At 60.5% G+C, this 18265-nt stretch carries 13 protein-coding genes; 7 read left to right on the top strand and 6 right to left on the bottom strand.

The window, feature by feature from the left end:
- Nucleotides 1–669 precede the first annotated feature (669 nt).
- Together FJ398_07440 and FJ398_07435 are read right to left on the bottom strand one after the other, a co-directional pair.
- Complete coding sequence (locus tag FJ398_07440; protein ID MBM3837787.1) at nucleotides 670–3864, bottom strand: c-type cytochrome; 3195 nt, start codon at nucleotides 3862–3864, stop codon at nucleotides 670–672.
- Nucleotides 3861–5171 (bottom strand): hypothetical protein, encoded by a 1311-nt coding sequence (locus tag FJ398_07435; GenBank protein MBM3837786.1) that lies wholly within the window; start codon nucleotides 5169–5171, stop codon nucleotides 3861–3863. The genes FJ398_07440 and FJ398_07435 overlap by 4 nt, the downstream gene beginning before the upstream one ends.
- A 14-nt stretch (nucleotides 5172–5185) precedes the next feature.
- Between FJ398_07435 and FJ398_07430 the strand changes: the two genes are divergently transcribed.
- On the top strand, nucleotides 5186–6388 hold the full coding sequence (locus FJ398_07430) for an acetylxylan esterase (protein ID MBM3837785.1): 1203 nt from the start codon (nucleotides 5186–5188) through the stop codon (nucleotides 6386–6388).
- Between the two features lie 157 nt (nucleotides 6389–6545).
- Here FJ398_07430 and FJ398_07425 read toward each other — a convergent pair whose 3' ends face one another.
- Together FJ398_07425 and FJ398_07420 are read right to left on the bottom strand one after the other, a co-directional pair.
- Nucleotides 6546–7940: a DUF4976 domain-containing protein gene (locus FJ398_07425; protein MBM3837784.1), complete on the bottom strand. Its 1395-nt coding sequence runs from the start codon at nucleotides 7938–7940 to the stop codon at nucleotides 6546–6548.
- A complete protein-coding gene (locus FJ398_07420; GenBank protein ID MBM3837783.1) occupies nucleotides 7931–8464 on the bottom strand; it encodes a hypothetical protein in 534 nt (177 codons plus the stop codon). The genes FJ398_07425 and FJ398_07420 overlap by 10 nt, the downstream gene beginning before the upstream one ends.
- 297 nt (nucleotides 8465–8761) lie before the next feature.
- Between FJ398_07420 and FJ398_07415 the strand changes: the two genes are divergently transcribed.
- From FJ398_07415 to FJ398_07400, 4 genes are all read left to right on the top strand, one after another.
- Nucleotides 8762–10594: a type IIA DNA topoisomerase subunit B gene (locus FJ398_07415; protein ID MBM3837782.1), complete on the top strand. Its 1833-nt coding sequence runs from the start codon at nucleotides 8762–8764 to the stop codon at nucleotides 10592–10594.
- Nucleotides 10595–10747: 153 nt separating this feature from the next.
- Complete coding sequence (locus tag FJ398_07410) at nucleotides 10748–12091, top strand: Gfo/Idh/MocA family oxidoreductase (GenBank protein MBM3837781.1); 1344 nt, start codon at nucleotides 10748–10750, stop codon at nucleotides 12089–12091.
- An 80-nt stretch (nucleotides 12092–12171) separates the two neighbouring features.
- Nucleotides 12172–12258 (top strand): hypothetical protein, encoded by an 87-nt coding sequence (locus FJ398_07405; protein MBM3837780.1) that lies wholly within the window; start codon nucleotides 12172–12174, stop codon nucleotides 12256–12258.
- 48 nt (nucleotides 12259–12306) lie between these two features.
- Entirely contained in the window at nucleotides 12307–12621 is a 315-nt protein-coding gene (locus tag FJ398_07400; GenBank protein MBM3837779.1) for a hypothetical protein, read from the top strand.
- A gap of 26 nt (nucleotides 12622–12647) precedes the next feature.
- Here the strand turns inward: FJ398_07400 and FJ398_07395 are convergent, their stop codons facing one another.
- Nucleotides 12648–13394 (bottom strand): hypothetical protein, encoded by a 747-nt coding sequence (locus FJ398_07395; protein MBM3837778.1) that lies wholly within the window; start codon nucleotides 13392–13394, stop codon nucleotides 12648–12650.
- 219 nt (nucleotides 13395–13613) lie between these two features.
- Nucleotides 13614–14855: a hypothetical protein gene (locus FJ398_07390; GenBank protein ID MBM3837777.1), complete on the bottom strand. Its 1242-nt coding sequence runs from the start codon at nucleotides 14853–14855 to the stop codon at nucleotides 13614–13616.
- Between the two features lie 745 nt (nucleotides 14856–15600).
- Here FJ398_07390 and FJ398_07385 point away from each other — a divergent pair.
- The gene (locus tag FJ398_07385; protein MBM3837776.1) at nucleotides 15601–16071 is read left to right on the top strand and encodes a (2Fe-2S)-binding protein; all 471 of its coding nucleotides are present in this window, start codon (nucleotides 15601–15603) and stop codon (nucleotides 16069–16071) included.
- Between the two features lie 3 nt (nucleotides 16072–16074).
- Nucleotides 16075–18219, top strand: a complete 2145-nt coding sequence (locus FJ398_07380) for an isoquinoline 1-oxidoreductase (GenBank protein ID MBM3837775.1) — start codon at nucleotides 16075–16077, stop codon at nucleotides 18217–18219.
- Nucleotides 18220–18265: the final 46 nt, after the last annotated feature.

The raw sequence follows: 18265 nt of genomic DNA, 5'->3' as shown, positions 1-18265 counted from the left end.
ATTTCGGGCGCGGTGTGGCCGTCCAGACTGAGCAGAATGGCCTGCAGACGCAGGGCCACGCGGGGAGCCTTGTCGCTTTGGGCTTCCTGGCGCAGAGTCAGGATGTGACGGCGGGTTCGGGCTTGGGAGTCATATCCGTATATATCGCATTACGAATGCGCGGATGATGCTCCCAACGGTGCCAGCACGCAAGAATAAGGTAGCCTTCCTGTCGGAACGCGAAACACGCAATCGTGAGAAAACCCTTTCAGAACGCGCTTCTCATCAGAGTTATATAGCTTTATTTATGCTCTTCTGTGTAGCGGGCAACCGGACCAAAGGCAAATGCCTTTTCGGCGGCGTTCGGGGCATCCACAAGTTGGCGGTGGCCTGTGGCGCGGATTCTCAATCTGCTGTATCGCAGGATTGCATCCTGTGGGACGCCGGTTGACTGGGCGCGTTGAGAGTTGCCGACGCGCCGCCGATTGCAAATCGGCGATACGGCAGAGTGCAACTCTGCGCTACGAGGACAGAATCATGTCACTGATAAACTTGTGGATGCACTGGGCAACGGGCGACGCCTGGGCTCTGGTCTGTCCAGTTTTCGGATTTCTCGATGGGAAGACTTGAGCTTCTTGTGAACTTCCTTGATGTCTTCCGCGGGCGGCAGCTCTCTCTGGCAGTTTGATCTCAAGGCCTGGATCGACCCAGCTCCGACAGGTATCGCACCAGATCGCGGAATTCCGCGCGCGTCAATGTCTCCGCCAGACCGGCCGGCATCACGGAGCCGGTTTGACGCCTTTCCCGGATCGTGTCGCGGCGCAAGCGGACTTCTCGATTCTGGAGCACATCGCGCAGAACGATTTCCTCTGAACTCTCACGCACCAGGTACCCCTGGTAATCCTCCCCGTCTTTCGCGGCAATGGAGGTCGAAATGTAGCCTTCTTTGATCTCCTTCTGCGGATCGAGAATGGCGCCGACAATAAACTCGATCGGCTGTGCGCTGCCTAACGTGCTGAGATTCGGGCCAATGATTCCGCCTTCGCCATTCACGGCGTGACAGGCCAGGCAGCCGAGTTCAGCGCGCCGGAAAATTTCCGCGCCGCGACCGGCATCGCCCTGCGTGCGAACTTCACCGGCGAACGCAGCGGTTTCTTCAGGTGACATCGGGGTGTTCGCCTTTTGCAATCCGGCCGCATTGGCGAGGACGGCCGCAAGTTGCTCATCGCGGCGGCCACTCGCGCTCAGGATGGCGAGCCCGGCTTCGGCGGCTGGCTTCGGCGGTGGTTTCGCGGACAGCGCACTGGCCAGAGCGGCCGCTCCCCGCTGGCGTTGGAGGAACGCGGAAAAGACTTCGGCAAGCTCCGCGTTGATACGTTCTGGTTGACCCCTCACCCCGCTGAGGGGCGAGGGAGAACTAGCACCGGCTTGCTCAAACCACTCTGCCGCCTTCGGTGCGGCCGCCGTCACATCAAATCCAGCCAGGGCCGCGATGGCGGCGCTTTGCACGGACGCCGCAGGTTCGCCAGCCAGACGCGACAAAGCTTGCTGACTGGCGTCGCCGCCGAGGGAGGCCAAAGCGTCGATCGCGGCGCGGCGGTTCTGGAGTTCCGTTCGCGCGTCAAACGCGAGCGTTTCCGCCGTCGCGCGAAACGATTCGAGTTTCCAAACACCGGCCAGCTTGAGCGCTTCGGATCGCAGGCGAACGTCTGTACTTTCGATCAGCGGGCGGAGGGCCGCGGTGAGGTCGCCCAAAGGGCGCAGCTTGCGGACTCGTGAAGCCGTGGCCAACGCGGGCAGAAGGCGCGACTGGAGCGCGGCGTCGGAGAGTTTCAGAATCGCGGCCAGATCTTCGGACGTTCCGGCGTCAACGAGAATGGTCAGAAACGTTTCGCGCGACGCGGCATCCAGGCGTGAGGAACGCAGAAGCTCGCGGACGGTTTGCACTGTGTCGGCCGTCGCGTCGGCGCGGACCAGGAAACTGAGGCGATCGGGTTTGTTTTCGAGACTTAACTGGCCGGTCTTGAACGCCGGGAGCCAGTGCGGTTTCAGCGCGAAAACGGCCTGGTTCAACGCGTAGTTCAAGAACTTGTCCATAGGGAAATCAGCCGCCACCGCGGCGACTTCCATCGCTTCTGGTTTCGGCACATAACTGCACGCCACAACGGCCTGAAGGCGCACGCGAGGATGTTCGTCGGCCACGAGCGGCCGCAGCAACGCGAGTGGGTCCGGCAAGCGATCCGCCCAGGCGCCTACGACGCCGGCTGCGTAAGCTCGCGCGCCGGCTTCTTTCGCGCGACAGAGGCGCGCCAGGAGACCCGGCTCGACGGCTTCATGGCTTTGATAGACACCCAGCGCCTCCGTCAACGCGTGCTCGGTCAAGCCGGGCTGCGCCGTCCATTTCCGGAGCGCGGCTACGGCTTGATCCTCTGGCCGATCCGCCAGCACGCGTTTGGCGAAATGCCGCGTCCAGCGGTCGGGCGACTTCAGATGTTCCAGGAGTTGCGAAATGGGCGCGTCCGCGAGCTGCGGCGGCTGGGCGAGCGGACGCCCTTTGGCGGTGACGCGCCAGATGCGGCCATGGGTCTTGTCGCGATTCGGATCACGGAAGCTGGCCTGGTAATGGCCGATGACCGGATTGTACCAGTCGCATAGATACAAAGCGCCTTCCGGCCCGAACTTCACATCGACCGGGCGGAAGCTGCGGCTCGTCGATCGGATAAGCGGCGGCAAATCTTCGAGCAGGAAACCGGCGCCGTCGTCGCTGATTTTCAGCGTCCACACCGCGTTGTTGATGTAGCCACCCACGATGAGCGCGCCTTGCCACGCGTCGGGAAAATGAGCGGTGCCGACGATGTCGCCGCCGCTGACCTTGCGGCCATTGCCGTTTTTCCAAATGAGCGCGGGGGCGTCGTCGCGGTGATTCAGCACGAGGCCGGGCACAGGATAAATCGGCGAGCTGTTGTTGCCGGCGAGCACGAGGGGCTCGCCCCAGTCCGTGAACACGAAGCCCCAAGGGTTTTGCGGCTCATGTTCCGAGCCATAGAAGCCTTCCAGCTTCAAGCGGCGCGGCCAGAGACGCCAGAGGCCCGCCTGGTGGAGCCGCGCAATTCCCCAGGGCGTTTCGACGCGCGAGAAAATGTGGAGGCCTTGCGACATCCATAATTCGCCGCCGGGGCCCCAGCGAAACGAATTGATGTTTTGGTGATTGTCACCGGTGCCGAAGCCGCGGAGCAGCACGCGCCGCTCGTCTGCTTTGCCGTCGCCGTCGGTGTCCTTGAAAAACAGCAGCTCGGTGCCGTGGCCCAGATAGACGCCGCCATCGCCGAGTTCGATCCCCGTAGGGATCATCAGGCCGTCGGCGAAAACCGTCGTCTTGTCGCAGCGCCCGTCGCGGTCCGTGTCTTCCAGAATGAGGATTTTGTCGTTGGGAATTTGGCCGGGCTCAATTTGTGGATAAACTGTGCTGCCGATGACCCAGAGCCGGCCACGCGCGTCGAACCGCATTTGAATCGGCTTCACGACGCCGTCTTTTTCCGAGGCGAACAAATTCACTTCAAAGCCGTCGGCGATTTGGAAGGAGGCGAGTTCGGCCGATGGGTCGTCAGATTCGGCGGCGAAACTTCTGAACAATGGCGGGGTGAAACTCAGAACGGCGACCAGAGCGCACACCGTCTCGACGCTCTTTATGAGTCGATTCAAATGGGGAGCGCACGCGCCTCGCGTGCCGATTGCGGCGCCTCGCCGCAAACCCGAACCAACGGTCTGTCTCATTCCTCTGCGGGCCCGGATGCCGAGTCCGTCGGCGAGGCGCCGACGGAGACACGCGAGGGCGCGTGTGCTCCCCAATCGCGATGCTTTCAAACCTGAAATTCGCCGACTCATTTCCAATCGATGGTTTGCGCGAGAGCCTTGATGCGGTGCTCTGCCTTCTCTATCAACGGCACGAACTTCTCCATCTCCGCCGGGAACCAGCGAATGGCCGGGTTGCGATGGTCCCGGCTGCTGGGCACCTGGACCCGGTCGCCGCCCAGAAAAGCCCAATTCTGCGGGCGCCAGTAATTGAACCAGAGGCGATTCTTCTCCATGACAACCCGGCGCAGCCGTTCGAAAGTGGCGTTCGGCCAGGCGCCGGTCGCGTCCGGCTCGCCCGCGGCCTCCGCGACATCGCCGAAGCCGAGTTGACGCGCGAAGGCGCGCGCCACAAGCGCCTGGCCGCGCGGCGTGAGTTGCAGGCCGTTGTCTGTCAACCTCGGTTCGCGATGCGACGCCCCGCCCAGTTCCGCAAACAAATCCACCAGCGGCAAGCCGCGCTGACGCGCCAATTCGCGGATGGTGTTGGCAAACGCGGCGAGGTCGGCGTTGCGCGAGGAAAGGTCGGGCAACGGCTCGCCGGCTTTCTCGAACGGAGGCGGAGTGGCCAGGACGAGCCGGGGTGTTTGATTCGCGCAGCCGTCGAGTAATTTTCCGTAGGCTTCGGCGAACCGCGAAAGCGCGTCGCGCCCGCTCAACGCTTCCGTTCGGCCATACTGAAGCACAATGACGGAAACGCCTGCGCGCTGGAGATGCGCTTTCAGCGGTGGAAACCCTACATCGCGCGGTTGCGCAAAAACCGTGTCGCCTTCCCAGCCGAAGTTGCGGAAGCTCACCCCAAGGCCGCGATACTTCACGGCCAGCAAAGCTTCCAGGTGGCCGGTGAATTGCGCCGCCGCGACGTCCGCGCCGCCGAGAAACGCGAGCACGTCGCCGCGTTCGAGGTGGAAACGGCCCTCGGGAAACGGTTCGCGTCCGGGCGAAGCGTTGGTGGCGCTTGAGACGGGCTGGCCGGCCAAGGAGGGCGGATCGGCGGCCGAGGAAGGAAATGTGAGCAGGGCGCAAAGAAGGACGATCCACGAACCCACGCCGCACCCTTCCCAGGAGGGGAGCTCCCTTTGAAGAGCCGTTAGCCAGCGCCCCTCCTTGGAGAGGTGAAAGGGTGGGTTCGTCGGAAGTGATTTTGGTCTGATGACCATGCTCTCGCCCCATGAACATGGTAGGGCGAGTCCGTCCTGGCGAGCCGATCCACGGGCGTGGAACACGTCCGACTCGGCTCGCTGGGGACAGGCTCGCCCTACCGATTGGTTCCTGAGAAGCATGCGGCGAATTGTATCGTCGTTCGCCGACGCGAAAAGCATTTTGACTGCGCGATCCAAAACGGTTCGTTACGATTCGGATCGTGAAATCCATTCCTGTTCTTCCAACAGTTCTGCTGCTCACTTTCGCGAGTTGCGTCACCCCACACCGCGACGATCGCTTCACCGGGTTGTGGAACGTTGCGACGCTCAAGATTCCTCCACACGCGACGTGGCGCCAACGCACAGGTTTCGTCCAGCAAGTCTGGTATGAAGGAGAGCCGTTCCGCGGCAAATCGACCCGCGTTTTCGGCTACGTGGGAAGGCCCGCAACCGGCGCCGGCCCTTTTCCCGCGATTCTGCTCGTGCACGGCGGCGGTGGCAAAGCGTTCGCCGAATGGTCCACGCTCTGGGCCGAGCGCGGTTATGTGGCGCTCGCGATGGATTTGTCCGGGCGCGGACCGGACGGCCAGCGTTCGCCCGACAGTGGGCCGGACCAGGATGACGGGAGCAAGTTCCGAGATTTCAACGACGGTGACGCGCGAGACATGTGGACCTACCACGCGGTGGCGGCAGTCTTGCGCGGGCACTCGCTTCTGGCGGCGCAAAAAGAAGTTGATGCGACCCGCATCGGTATCACCGGGATCAGTTGGGGCGGTTATCTGACGTGCATCATCGCCGGGATTGACGACCGGCTCAAAGTGGCGGTGCCGGTTTATGGCTGCGGGTTCATCCACGAAAACAGCGCTTGGGTGGATTCCCGATTCGCGAAGATGAGCCCGGAACGACGCGACCGCTGGGTGAAATATTTCGAGCCTTCAAGACATCTGCCTGAGGTGCGTTGCCCGATCCTTTTTGTGAATGGCACGACCGATTTCGCCTACCCGCTCGACAGCTATCAGAAATCGTATCGGCTGGTGCCGCGCGGGGCGGATTTGTGCGTGAAAGTCGGGATGAAACACGGCCACAAAGAAGGCTGGTCGATTCCGGAGATTGATTGGTTTGTGGATTCTGTCCTCAAACAAGGAACGCCTTTGCCCAGGGTTGGCCGAATGGAATGCTCGGCAGGCGAAGCGCGCGTAACGTTCCGTTCCGAATTGCCGATGACCAAAGCGGAACTGCACTACACCACTGACTCCGGTCCCTGGCAGAAGAGAAACTGGCAGAGCCGGGACGCTGAATTACGCGGCCGCACTGCGCGAGCAAACATCCCACCGGAGCGACCACTGGTCGTCTTCATGACCGTGACAGACCAGCGGGGCGCCGTGGCGAGCACGGAGCACATGGAGCTAAAGTAGGGCAGGCATCTTGCCTGCCTCCTCAACAATGACGATTTAATGATCGCGCGCGATTTCAGCTCGGTAAATCCGACAAAAGCACTTCGGCCCGAAACACACCGAACCCACGAAACAAACAACAACTGAACGTGTTCGCCAGAGACGGAACAGCCGTCTTTCATTTCCGCTTTGGCTGCATCTTGGCCCATTCCTCCGCAGAAGGGGGCGTGAAGGTGGGATTTGCCGGTTTTGTCGAAGCCAGCGGGGCAGTGTCGCCGAGTTTCTTCTGCCATTCTCCAAGAACCGCCATCAAGTGATCGATCCGCTTCGCCTGGCCGGGGTCGTTTGCCAGGTTGTGGATTTCATCCGGATCGCGCCTTAGATCGAAGAGCTGCGTCTGGTTGATTTGCGGGTAGCGAATCAACTTCCAGCGCGCGTCGCGAACGGCGCGCTGCACGTCGCGATACGACAGGAACAGCGTTTCTCGCACGCCCCGCGCTTTCCCGTCCAGAATCGGCCTGAGGCTCTGGCCGTCCAGTCCGGACGGAATCGGCGCGCCGACCAGGTCACAGACCGTTGGAAAGATATCCAGCAAATAGACCAGAGCGTCCGAGCGGCCTTTGCGGATGCCGGGGCCAGTGAAAATCAGCGGCGCTTTCATTCCGGCTTCGTAAACGTTCTGCTTGCCCATCAAGCCATGACTCCCGATAGCCAGGCCGTGGTCGGAGGAAAAAGCAATGATCGTGTTCTCGTGCTGGCCAAGCTCTTTGAGGCACTGGAGCAGCCGGCCAATATGATAGTCCAATCCGGAGATGACGGCGTAGTATTCGTGCAAGTGGCGGCGAATTTCATCGGGTGTGCGCGGCCACGGCGCGAGCATTTCGTCACGGATCACCTGCTCGCCATTGTTGAAGGGGTGTTGTGGCAAGTAGTTTTTGGGCAGCGGGATTTTCGCGCGGTCGTAGAGGTCCAGGTATTCCTTCGCGGCGACACGCGGATCGTGCGGCGCTTCAAACGCGAGATACATGAAGAACGGGCGCGCATCGTTCTTGGTTCGCAGGAATTCGATGGCAGCATCGACAATGGCTTTGCCCGGCTGTCCGCTCACGCGCTCTTTGCCTTCGTTGAGGTAATGGTTGTGCTCGAATTTCGCCTGAATCTCCAGAGCCGTGTTCCCGCGCTTGCCGTGGTGATACGTCACGTAGCCGGCCTGGTTCATCGACACGGGAAAATTGGGATCGTTGCCGGAGGCGAGATTGCCTTTCCAGCGGAAGTAAGCGCGCCCGCTCAGGAGCATGTTCCGGCTGGGCGTGCAGACCGCGCCGATGTTCCCGCCCAGGCAATAAGCATTGCGAAAGACAAAGCCGGATTTCACCAGCGAATCGAGGTTGGGAGTCTTGATGTGAGAATTGCCCAGCGCGTGGATCGTGTCGGCGCGCTGGTCATCTGTGAAAAGAAACAGGACGTTGGGCCGGGCTGACCCTTGCTTTTCCGCCGCTTCCGATGATTCGATCCCGACGCCCAGCAGTGAAGATCCGAACAGCGCCAGCCAGGTGAGTTTTCTCATGCACATGGGTCCTTTCCTGACCAATGTTGAATTAGAGGACCAGTCTCTCCGTAGAGCGGATCGGTTCCCGGCAAAGAAACACAGGCAATGGCCTCATCTGCCTGCGGCCGTTCGCCGGGTTTGCCGTAGCACATGTCCACCTGTTGGCCCGGTGGATACGCGCCGACCACGCCGAGATCCGGACTGCATCGGAGATTTTTGTGTCCCACGCCCGCCGGGATGACGATGGCGTCGCCGGCACTGGCAGTCAGAGTGATGCCGCTCTCGCCGCCGAATTGCACGGCTGCCGAGCCGCGGTAAATGCCCAGGACTTCGTGCGCTGTGCTGTGATAGTGGTGGAAGCTGTAGATGCCGTTCCGCCAGCTTCCCGTCCAGCCGTTCGACGCGAACAGCCGCTCGAAAATCGTCGCCGGATCACCGCCCGACAACTCCACCGCACCGGGGTAAACCAGAAGCGGCAGTTTGGGGTTATTCGGAATTGCGCCGTCGTCTGGCAAAAGATAATGAGCGACCCGCGGCGGGTTGGCGATTGCCGCGGGCTGCGAGCCGTTGCTGGAACGAGAAGTGCGGGTTTGCATTGCGTGATTCTGTCGAGATATTGGGATTTTGAAAGCTTCCCTTTGAAGCACGTCGAGGCCGTCAAATGGGATCGCAAGGCCGCAAGAGCAAGGGATGCCAGCGCGCAGAACAGCGAGAATGAAGCTGACGCCGGAAGCGGCTTGGAAGTTGAGCCGCAGGCTCAATTGGATTTTGCCACCGCCGCGCTTTTCCGCTTTTCCTGTTTTCATCTTCGCCCGTTTGTTTCATTTTTACCTTCAGCAATTCGTATGGCTGAAAGCACGAAACACGTTTACGACGAAAGCAAGATCAAGACGCTCTCCTCGCTGGAGCACATCCGATTGCGCACCGGCATGTATATCGGACGCATCGGCAACGGCTCGCACCCGGACGACGGCTGTTACATCTTGCTCAAGGAGGTCATCGACAACGCGATCGATGAGTACATCATGGGCCACGGCAAGGAGGTCCACATCCACATCGAGGGCGCCAAAGTCTCGGTGCGCGATTTCGGGCGCGGCATCCCGCTCGGCAAGGTCGTGGACTGCGTCTCGAAGATCAACACCGGCGCCAAATACAACGACGACGTGTTCCAGTTCAGCGTCGGTCTGAACGGCGTGGGCACCAAAGCGGTCAACGCGCTCTCCAAAGAATTTCTCGTTCGCAGCCATCGCGAGGGAGAATTTGTGGAAGCGTCATTCAAACAAGGCCGGCTCAAGAACCAAAAAACCGGCAAAGGCTCCAAAGAGCCCGACGGCACGTTCATCCGCTTCGAGCCCGACCCCGCGATTTTCAAGGAAACGGAATTCAAGCCGGAGCACGTCGAGCGGCGTTTGCGCCACTACTCTTACCTGAACACGGGCCTCAAACTGATCTTCAACGACAAGGTCTTTCAATCGCGGAACGGCTTGCTCGATCTGGTGATGGAGGATTTGTCGCGCGACAACAGCGAACCGATTTATCCGCCGCTGCACTATGCGAGCAAGATGCTGGAGTTCTGCTTCACGCACAGCAACAGCCGCTACGGCGAGACGTTCTTCTCCTTTGTCAATGGCCAGTACACCAGCGACGGCGGCACGCACCTGAGCGCTTTCCGCGAAGGCTTGCTCAAGGCGGTCAATGAATACTCCAAGAGCAGTTACGAAGGCGATGACGTGCGCGAGGCCATGGTCGGCGCGGTCTCCATTCGCCTGAAAGACCCCGTCTTCGAGTCCCAGACCAAAAACAAACTGGGCAACACTGAAATCCGCTCCGACCTCGTCAACAAGGTCCGCGAGGAGCTGCTGCACTTTTTCCACCGCAACAAAGAAATCGCCGAGAAAATCGTCGCGAAAGTCGAAGACAGCCGCCAGTTGCGCAAGGAACTGCAGGAGGTCAAGAAGCTGGCCCGCGAACGCGCCAAGGCGATTACGATCCGCATCCCGCAGCTCAAAGACTGCAAAATCCACTTTGACAAGAAAAAGGACAAAGGCCGCGGCTCGATGGTGTTCATCACCGAGGGGCAGAGCGCGGCCGGCTCCATTGTGAGCTGCCGCGACGTAAACACGCAGGCCATTTTCGTGCTCAAAGGCAAGCCACTGAACGTTTGGGATCTCAAGCGCGACATCGTGTACAAGAACGACGAGATGTATAATTTGATGCGCTCGCTCGACATCGAGGACAACATCGAAGGGTTGCGCTACGAAAAAGTTGTCCTGGCCACGGACGCGGACGTGGACGGCCTGCACATCCGCAACTTGATGATCACTTACTTCTTCCGCTTCTTCGATCAACTCGTTCATGACGGGCATCTTTACGTGCTCGAAACACCCCTCTTCCGCGTGCGCAACAAGGAGAAAACCACTTACTGCTACTCCGAAGCCGAGCGCGACGCCGCGGCTGCGGCCATGGGCAAGAGCGCCGAGATCACGCGCTTCAAAGGACTGGGCGAGATCAGTCCGAACGAATTCAAACAATTCATCGGCCCGGAGATGCGGCTCAGTCAGGTGGAATACGCGCCAAAACCGGACGCCTCAACCATCTTGGGATTCTACATGGGCAAGAACACGCCCGAACGGAAGGATTACATCATGGCCAACCTGGTCGTGCCGGTGGAAGAATGAGATACGACGGACAACTATGAAAGCAACGTCACGCAGAAATTTTCTGAAGAGTTCTATCGTGGCAGGAGTCGCTCTGCGGTTCGCCGAGATTAGCGCTCGGCGCCGAACGCCAGTCCGCCAATGAAACCGTCCGCCTCGCCATGATCGGCCTCGGTGGAACTACCACCATCGGCGGCGTGGGCGGCCGGGGGCACCAACTCATCGCCCCAATACAGAAACTCCCTGAAGCGAAGATCACCGCGCTCTGCGACGTGGACCAGAGCGCACCTGGATCGCGAAGTCCAGCCGTTCAAAAAACGCGGCGAAACCGTCGTGGCTCACCGGGATCTCCGGCGCGTCTTCGACGACAAATCCATCGACGCCGTGGTCATCGCCTTGCCCAATCATTGGCACGCGCTGGCCACCGTCTGGGCGTGTCAGGCGGGCAAGGATGTCTATGTCGAAAAGCCCTTTTCCTACGACCTCTGGGAAGGCCGCCAAATGGTCGCGGCGGCGCGGAAATATGGCCGGATGGTGCAGGTCGGCACGCAGAACCGTTCCAGCGGCTTGCTTCGACGGACCTTCGAGTATTTGCGCGGCGGCGAGTTCGGTCCCATTCGCTTTGCCCACTGTCTGGTTTACCGAGCGCGCGATGGCATCGGCAATGTCACGGCGCCGACGCCTGTGCCGCCAACGGTCGATTACGATCTTTGGTGCGGACCGGCGCCCAAAGGGCCGCTCATGCGAAAGCAATTGCATTACGGATGGCACTGGTTCTGGGAAACGGGCAACGGCATTCATGTGATGGACCTTTGCCGGTGGGCTTTGGGCCAAAACCAGGCGCCGCCGCGAGCCATGAGCATCGGCGGACGATTCGCCTTCAACGATTGCGGGGAAACGGCCAACACGCACATTGCGCTGCTGGATTATCAACCTGCCCCGATGATCTGCGAAGTCCGCAACGTGCGCCTCGGCAAAGGCCCGGACGCCATGGGCAAGTTCCGGGGGCGCAGCGGCGGCTTGATCATTGACTGCGCGGGCGGCTACTTCGCGGGGGCCTCGTCCGGCGGATCGCTGTTCGACAAAGAGGGCAAAAAGATCAAAGAGCTTCCGGCCGACGACGGATCAAGAGGATTGGGAGGCTCGCATCTGTCCAACTTCACTGCCGCCATGCGCAGCCGGAAAGGCAGCGACCTCGCTGCGGAAGCGTTGGACGGACATCTGTCAGCGGCGTGCTGTCATTTGCCGAACATATCCCATCGGCTCGGCCAACAGACTTCCCCCGAAGCGATCCGGGAAAGAATTCGCTCCAGGCCGGAGCTGCTGGACGCCTTCGAGCGCTGCGGCGAGTATCTGCGCGAGAACGGAGTTGAGCTTGGGACCACGCCCGCCGTGCTCGGCCCGTGGGTAACTTTCGATCCGAAGCAAGAACGGTTCGTCGGCGATTTCGCGGACCAGGCGAACAAACTTGTTCAACGCGAATACCGCCCGCCGTTCGCTGTGCCAAAGATCGCATAACCGCTCACGAGAGGGCAGATTGATGCTGAATTCGGATTTTGACTGAGGCCAATGTAAGGGTTGTGGCGCCTGAATTCGATTTGGTTTTCGAGTGGGACGCGTCTAAAGCGGCGGCGAATCTCCGCAAGCATGGCGTTAGTTTTGAGCAGGCAGCAACAATGCTCTAAGATCCAGAGGCTCTTTCTCTTTACGACCGATTTACGATCTGACTTCCGGTGATCAAAAGCATTCCAGCAGTCTGGGACGAAACCCGTGTGCTGCCTGACTCGCGCATCGGTGAACTCTCTATCTTCGCTCGTCGCAAAGGCACTAGGTGGATGCTGGCCGTGATGAGCGCCGGCGGGTCGAAGTCAATCCAGGTGCCGCTGGCCTTTCTCGGCGACGGCACTTACCAGGCGTCGTTGGTCCGCGACCACAAGGACAATGACGCCGCCGTCGTGGTCGAGAATTCCACGGCACGCTGCGGCGACACGTTGCCCGTCGAACTGCGCGGCGGCGGCGGCTTTGTTGGGCGGTTCATCAAGCCGTAGATTTAAGAACACCGCAGAAGCTGTAGTCAGCGCCGCGCGATCCTTCTCGATTCTTCGATCAGCGTGTCCGCGTTGCTTGCCGTGATCAACACGAAGCACTGATTAAACTCGGCGTGGTAATCGCGATGGATCGGGGTTGATTCCGGCGGCGCGCTTGGTTTTTCCAAAACCACCGCCGCCAGCTTGCCGCTGCGAAAAGCTTCTTTCACATCGGCGGCGTCGCCGATCATGCGGAGGTCCGGCAGCAACAGTGCGAAACGCGGCTTCGATTGCCGCCAGATTTCCAGGCGGTGCAACGTAGCCGGCAAACCGATCAAGCTGACCACCACCTCCGTGTCCGGGTATCTCCGCAGCAAATTGTCCCAGGCGCCGTCCGTCGTCATGAAACTGAGCGGCGTGGTCGTCTGCGGATCAATCCGGCCGTGCGAGGGATTCTTGGCGAGAGCCGGGTCCAGTTCCGGAAAACCGATTCCTTGAAGCTGGATTCGGTTCGCCCAGCCTTTCTTCAGCCCGCGCAGGCCAGCCTCTTCGAATTCCGCCACCTCGCTGCTTTGGGTTTTTCGTTGAGTGAAAGGATTGGAAACGACCAGGACTTTCTGACCCGTGAACTCGCGGGCCACGAACTCCGCCAGAACGCGCAGCGCAATTTCACGGCGAACCAGCGCGGTTCGCTTCATCGATCTGTCGCTGGCCAGCGGGAGATACCGGAGCGTCGAAAAGACCGCGCCGGCGAGCAGCAACAATGCGAAGAGGATTTTCGCCGCGGACTTCATCTTCAGTGTCAGTGCGGCACTTTCGGGAAATGAAACGGCAGTGAGGTGGCAGACTCGAGTTTCACGAATTTCCACGAATTGCCGTTATGAGTTGGAGGCATTCCCGTGACGGTTGTTTTCCTGTTCAAGTTTCACGAACTCGTGACTGACCACTGATTACTGATTACTGTTGACTGATTACTGACCCCCGCTCCCTTGGAGCCGATTCGGCGGGAAGGCCTATTCCTTCCCTTCCGGCGGTGGGATCAGGCTCACGCGGAAGAAGGCTGGCTGAGGATCGGGCGTCCTAATCGTAACCGTATGCATCGTTGTCGGACGCGTAATCGGCTTGAAATCTAGCGTGGCGAGCGACGTCGCTTGCTCGGTCACATACCAGTGCAACTTCGTGGTTGTGCCACTGGACACATCGAACAATTCGGCGTCCGGCCCGTGCCACTGAATCGTCATATAGCCGTCCCCCTGTCTCACGTCCGTGATTTTCGGACGCGGATGGTAACTGATCACGCCGCGCAACGGCGCGATCTGGTGCCACATCGTCCCTTGCTTCCAGGGGGTCAAGAGCGTATCCCCGCTCGCGAAACCGCTGCGATACCGCACGTATTGGGCGCCGTCCGTGCCGATGACGTAGCCGTACGCCAGGATGGCGTGGATCAGAGGATTGGCGCGCTCCATCCCCGACATCACGCGCGATTTTCTCGAAGCGTCCTGCAAGAAAAACAACACCGGATACCCGGCATCGATCTCGGCGGTCAAATCCTGAAACGTGAAACCTTTGCCGCTCGGCACTTCCGGATTGATCTCCGCCAGTTGCGTGAAGACATCGGCGTGGAACCCCCGGTACTGAGTCCAGGCCCTCAACCCGGATTGGATATCGACCGCGGGCAAGCCGGCTTCCGAACTCGGCGTGAAATTGATTCGCCGTTCGCCGGAGCTGTCCCAATAGGCGAACGCATATCCGTCGATGTTGCCGTCGCATTCGCCGTTGAGATTCTTCCATTTGTTCTGGCTCAGGCCGATGAAATCTCCCAGGCAATCTGCTTCGTGCTCCGCCCGGCCTTGAAGCACGTGGGGGTCGAATTCCGTGCTCGCGTACGAGACATAGTAATCGTCCAGGTGGCCCGGTCTATCGGCGGGACGGCCATCCACGCCTGCCTCGCTCGCCCACAACGAATGAATTCCAATATTGGCGCCGAAGTCGTTGAGCGGCGCCACACCGTAAGCCGTCGGTCCGGTATAGAAATCCGGAAAGCTGTGGCGGTCCCAAAATCCCATGAGGTTGCCCGTGGCCGTTCCAAAACATCCCGCATGCCAGGAATAATCCGGCACTTCCGTCAGGTACACGTTCGCGGCCGCGTACGCGGAAACCGAGGACAACATCTGAGCGCCCGTCCAACTCAAAATCCAGAGCCGCTTCCAGTGAATCCCTTTCGATTGACCCGCGAGTTTCAGTTTTGTCATCATAATCTCTACACCTGCAAAATTCAGCCCTGGTGGGACCTGATCGTTCGGCTTTCCGCCGACGTGTTCCGGAGACTTCTCCCCGGGTTCCTCTTCTGAGTTGTCCCTCTGGACGCAACCCTCGATCGTTTGGTTTCACTTCATTTCCCGAGTTCGCAAATCCCGTTTCCGCTCGAACCGGTCGTGTGAATCTAACCTGCATGCCTGCTTGTTTGCTGACGCAAATTTGTCAAACCCTGCGCAAAAATTGCGGGATCGATTCTCGGCCTCATTGCAAACTACCCAATCCACGACGTTGTTCTTGATGCACGATTTATGCCAAGCCATGACGCACCGCGGTTTGGTGTCCTCATCTCGAGATTGCGATGCCGACTGTGTCCGAAGGGCCAGTCGCAGCCGCGGCGGTCGGTCTGCGACACAGCCACACCCTGCCAAGATTAGGATTGATCGTGAAAAGATATGGGTGAAACACCGCTGCGTCTTTGGGGTGATGACCCCATGCTGTCGCGAGAGCGGGTGAAGGCGTGGGTTCGTGGGGAGAATTCTCCGAACCGCTTCGCACCTTGAAACCCCGAACCGATTTCTTGACCACGGCTTTCACGGATTTCGCGGATGCGGAAGCGGTCTTATCCGTGTGATCCGTGCAATCCGTGGTTGAATCAGGTTCGAATTGCGGCTTGCCGGTAACCGGGGTTTGGGATTTGTCGTCTGTTTGAATCTGACACTCAAACCGAACGCAGGAGCAATCATGCCAACCATCACCGAGCTTCGGGTCAATGGAAACACACATTCCCTCAACGCCGACGCGGATCGCACTTTGCTGGAAGTGCTACGCGAAGATCTCGATTTGACCGGCGCCAAGTACGGCTGCGGCGCAGGCGACTGCAGCGCTTGCACCGTCCTTGTGAACGGTGTGGCCACGCGTTCGTGCCTCACTTCGGTGGGCGATGTGGCCGGAAAAGAAATTACGACGATCGAAGGCCTGGCGAAGAACGGCGCGCTGCACCCGGTTCAGGAAGCCTTTCTGAAGGAGGATGCGTTCCAATGCGGCTACTGCATTCCCGGAATGATCATGGGGCTGGCCGGGCTCCTGGCCAAACGGCCCGTTCCCTCCGATCAGGAAATCCTGTCCCGCATGGAACGGCATCTCTGCCGGTGCTGCGGATATCCCAGCTTGGTCAAAGCTATCCGCCGCGCCGCGGCCCAAGCACGGAGTTGAGTTATGGAAGAGAATTCGATCCCTTGCCCACCCGATTTCCTCGAAGACGATCAATTGATCGAACCGGTGGAATTTGACTTTGGACTTAACCGCCGCGTCTTCGTGCAACTGCTCGGCGCGGGAGTCTTGATCACGACCGCCGCGAGGCCTGCGCTTGCGCAACGGAGTGGTCGCGGCGGCGGGCGCCCGGTCAAACTCTCGGCGCGAATCCATGTCGGCGCTGACGGCATCATTAAGGTCATGACCGGCAAGGTCGAAGTTGGCCAGGGCGCCCGCGCGGAACTCACTCAAGGCGCGGCCGAGGAACTTCGCGTGCCCGTGAGCCAGGTGCAACTCCTCATGGCGGACACGAGCCTCGTCCCCGACGACGGCAACACGGCCGGAAGCCGGTCCACTCCGGCCACGTTGCCCGCCGTGCGGCAGGCCGCCGCCGCTGCGAGAAATCTGCTCGTGACGGTCACGGCGCAGCGTTGGAACGTCGAGCGTGACACGCTTGAAGTTCGCGACGGGAAAGTCACGCACCCCTCGACGCGACGAACGCTTTCCTACGCCGAGCTTGCGCAAAGCGATGAAATGGCCAAGTTGTTCGATCAACCGGCACCCTCTGACTCAGGCGTCACTCCGCTGGAAGACTGGAAAATCCTGGGCACCTCCGTGCCGCGTCCAAACGGGCGCGACCTCGTGACCGGCTCGCACCGTTTTTCTTCCGACGTGAAGCGCCCCGGCATGCTGCGCGGCAAAATACTGCGCGCGCCGTCGTATGGCGCCAAACTGATTTCCATCGACCTCGCCCCGGCCCGTGCCATGAAGGACGTCATCGCCGTCCAGGACGGCCCGTTCGCCGGAGTCGCCGCTCCGACGACAACGCTGGCCGAGAAGGCCCTGGAAGCCATTGCGAAAACGGCGAAATGGGAATCGGCGCCTCATCCGTCGAGCGGGGAGCTTTTCGATTATCTCCGGGAACAGGTCGAAGGCGGTGTTCCGAAGAATCCTTTTGCCGAGGACGTGGCGGCGGCGCACAAAGCCCTGCGCGCAACCTACCACGCCGCGTATGTCCAGCATGCGCCCATGGAAACGCGATCCGCGGTCGCGGAATGGAACGACGGAAAACTCACCGTTTGGACCGGCACGCAGAATCCCTTCGGTTACCTGGGTGAATTGACGCGCGCGTTCCGGCTTTCGGCGGATAAGGTGCGCGTCATCGTGCCGGATACAGGCGGCGGCTTTGGAGGCAAGCATTCCGGCGAGGCGGCCATCGAAGCCGCTCGCCTGGCTCAAGCCGCGAACCGGCCCGTGTCTTTGAAGTGGACCCGCGAAGAGGAATTCACCTGGGCTTACTTTCGCCCGGCCGCGCTCATCGAAGCCGAGGCCACGCTCGACGCCAAAGGCGCGCTGACCTCCTGGCACTTTGTGAACGTCAACTCCGGCCAATCCGCCATCAACACGCCGTATCGCGCGGGCAAGGCGCGCAGCCAATCCGCCTCGCCACGAGCTCCGCTGCGCCATGGGTCGTACCGCGCGCTCGCGTCCACCGCGAATAATTTCGCCCGCGAATGTTTCATGGATGAGTTGGCCGCCGCGGCCGGCGCGGATCCGCTGGATTTCCGCCTTGCGCACCTGGAGAACGCCCGCCTTCGCGCCGTTCTCAAAGAAGCCGCGAAGCGCTTCAACTGGCGCGAACGGAGCAAGCAGAAACAGCCCGATGTCGGCGTGGGCCTAGCCTGCGGCACCGAGAAAGGCTCTTACGTCGCCGCCTGCGCCGAGATCGCCTTCGGCCGGAAGCAGAACAGGATTAACGTGCGCCATGTGTGCGAGGTGTTCGAGTGTGGCGCCATCATCAATCCCCAAAACCTGCTCGCTCAGGTCGAGGGCTGCATCATCATGGGACTCGGCCCGGCCTTGTGGGAAGCCATGCGGTTTGCTCGCGGCAAGATTCAGAATGACAACTTTGGGCAATACCGCGTGCCGCGGTTCAGTGACGTTCCGGAGTTCGACATTCATCTGCTAAACCGGCCCGATCTTCCGTCCGTTGGCGCCGGGGAAACGCCGATCATCGCCGTCGCGCCCGCCATCGGGAACGCCTTCTTTGCCGCCACTGGAATCCGCTTGCGTGCGATGCCCTTGGTCCCGCCGGCGGTGAAGGCTTAGCCGGTCCCAGAAGTAACCTGTTGAAGGGGTTGCGCGTCTTGTGTTT

Source organism: Verrucomicrobiota bacterium, assembly GCA_016871535.1.
Classification (GTDB): Bacteria; Verrucomicrobiota; Verrucomicrobiia; order Limisphaerales; family SIBE01; genus VHCZ01.
The sequence above is the reverse complement of the archived record's forward strand: the minus strand, read 5'-3'. Positions and strand labels throughout refer to the sequence as shown.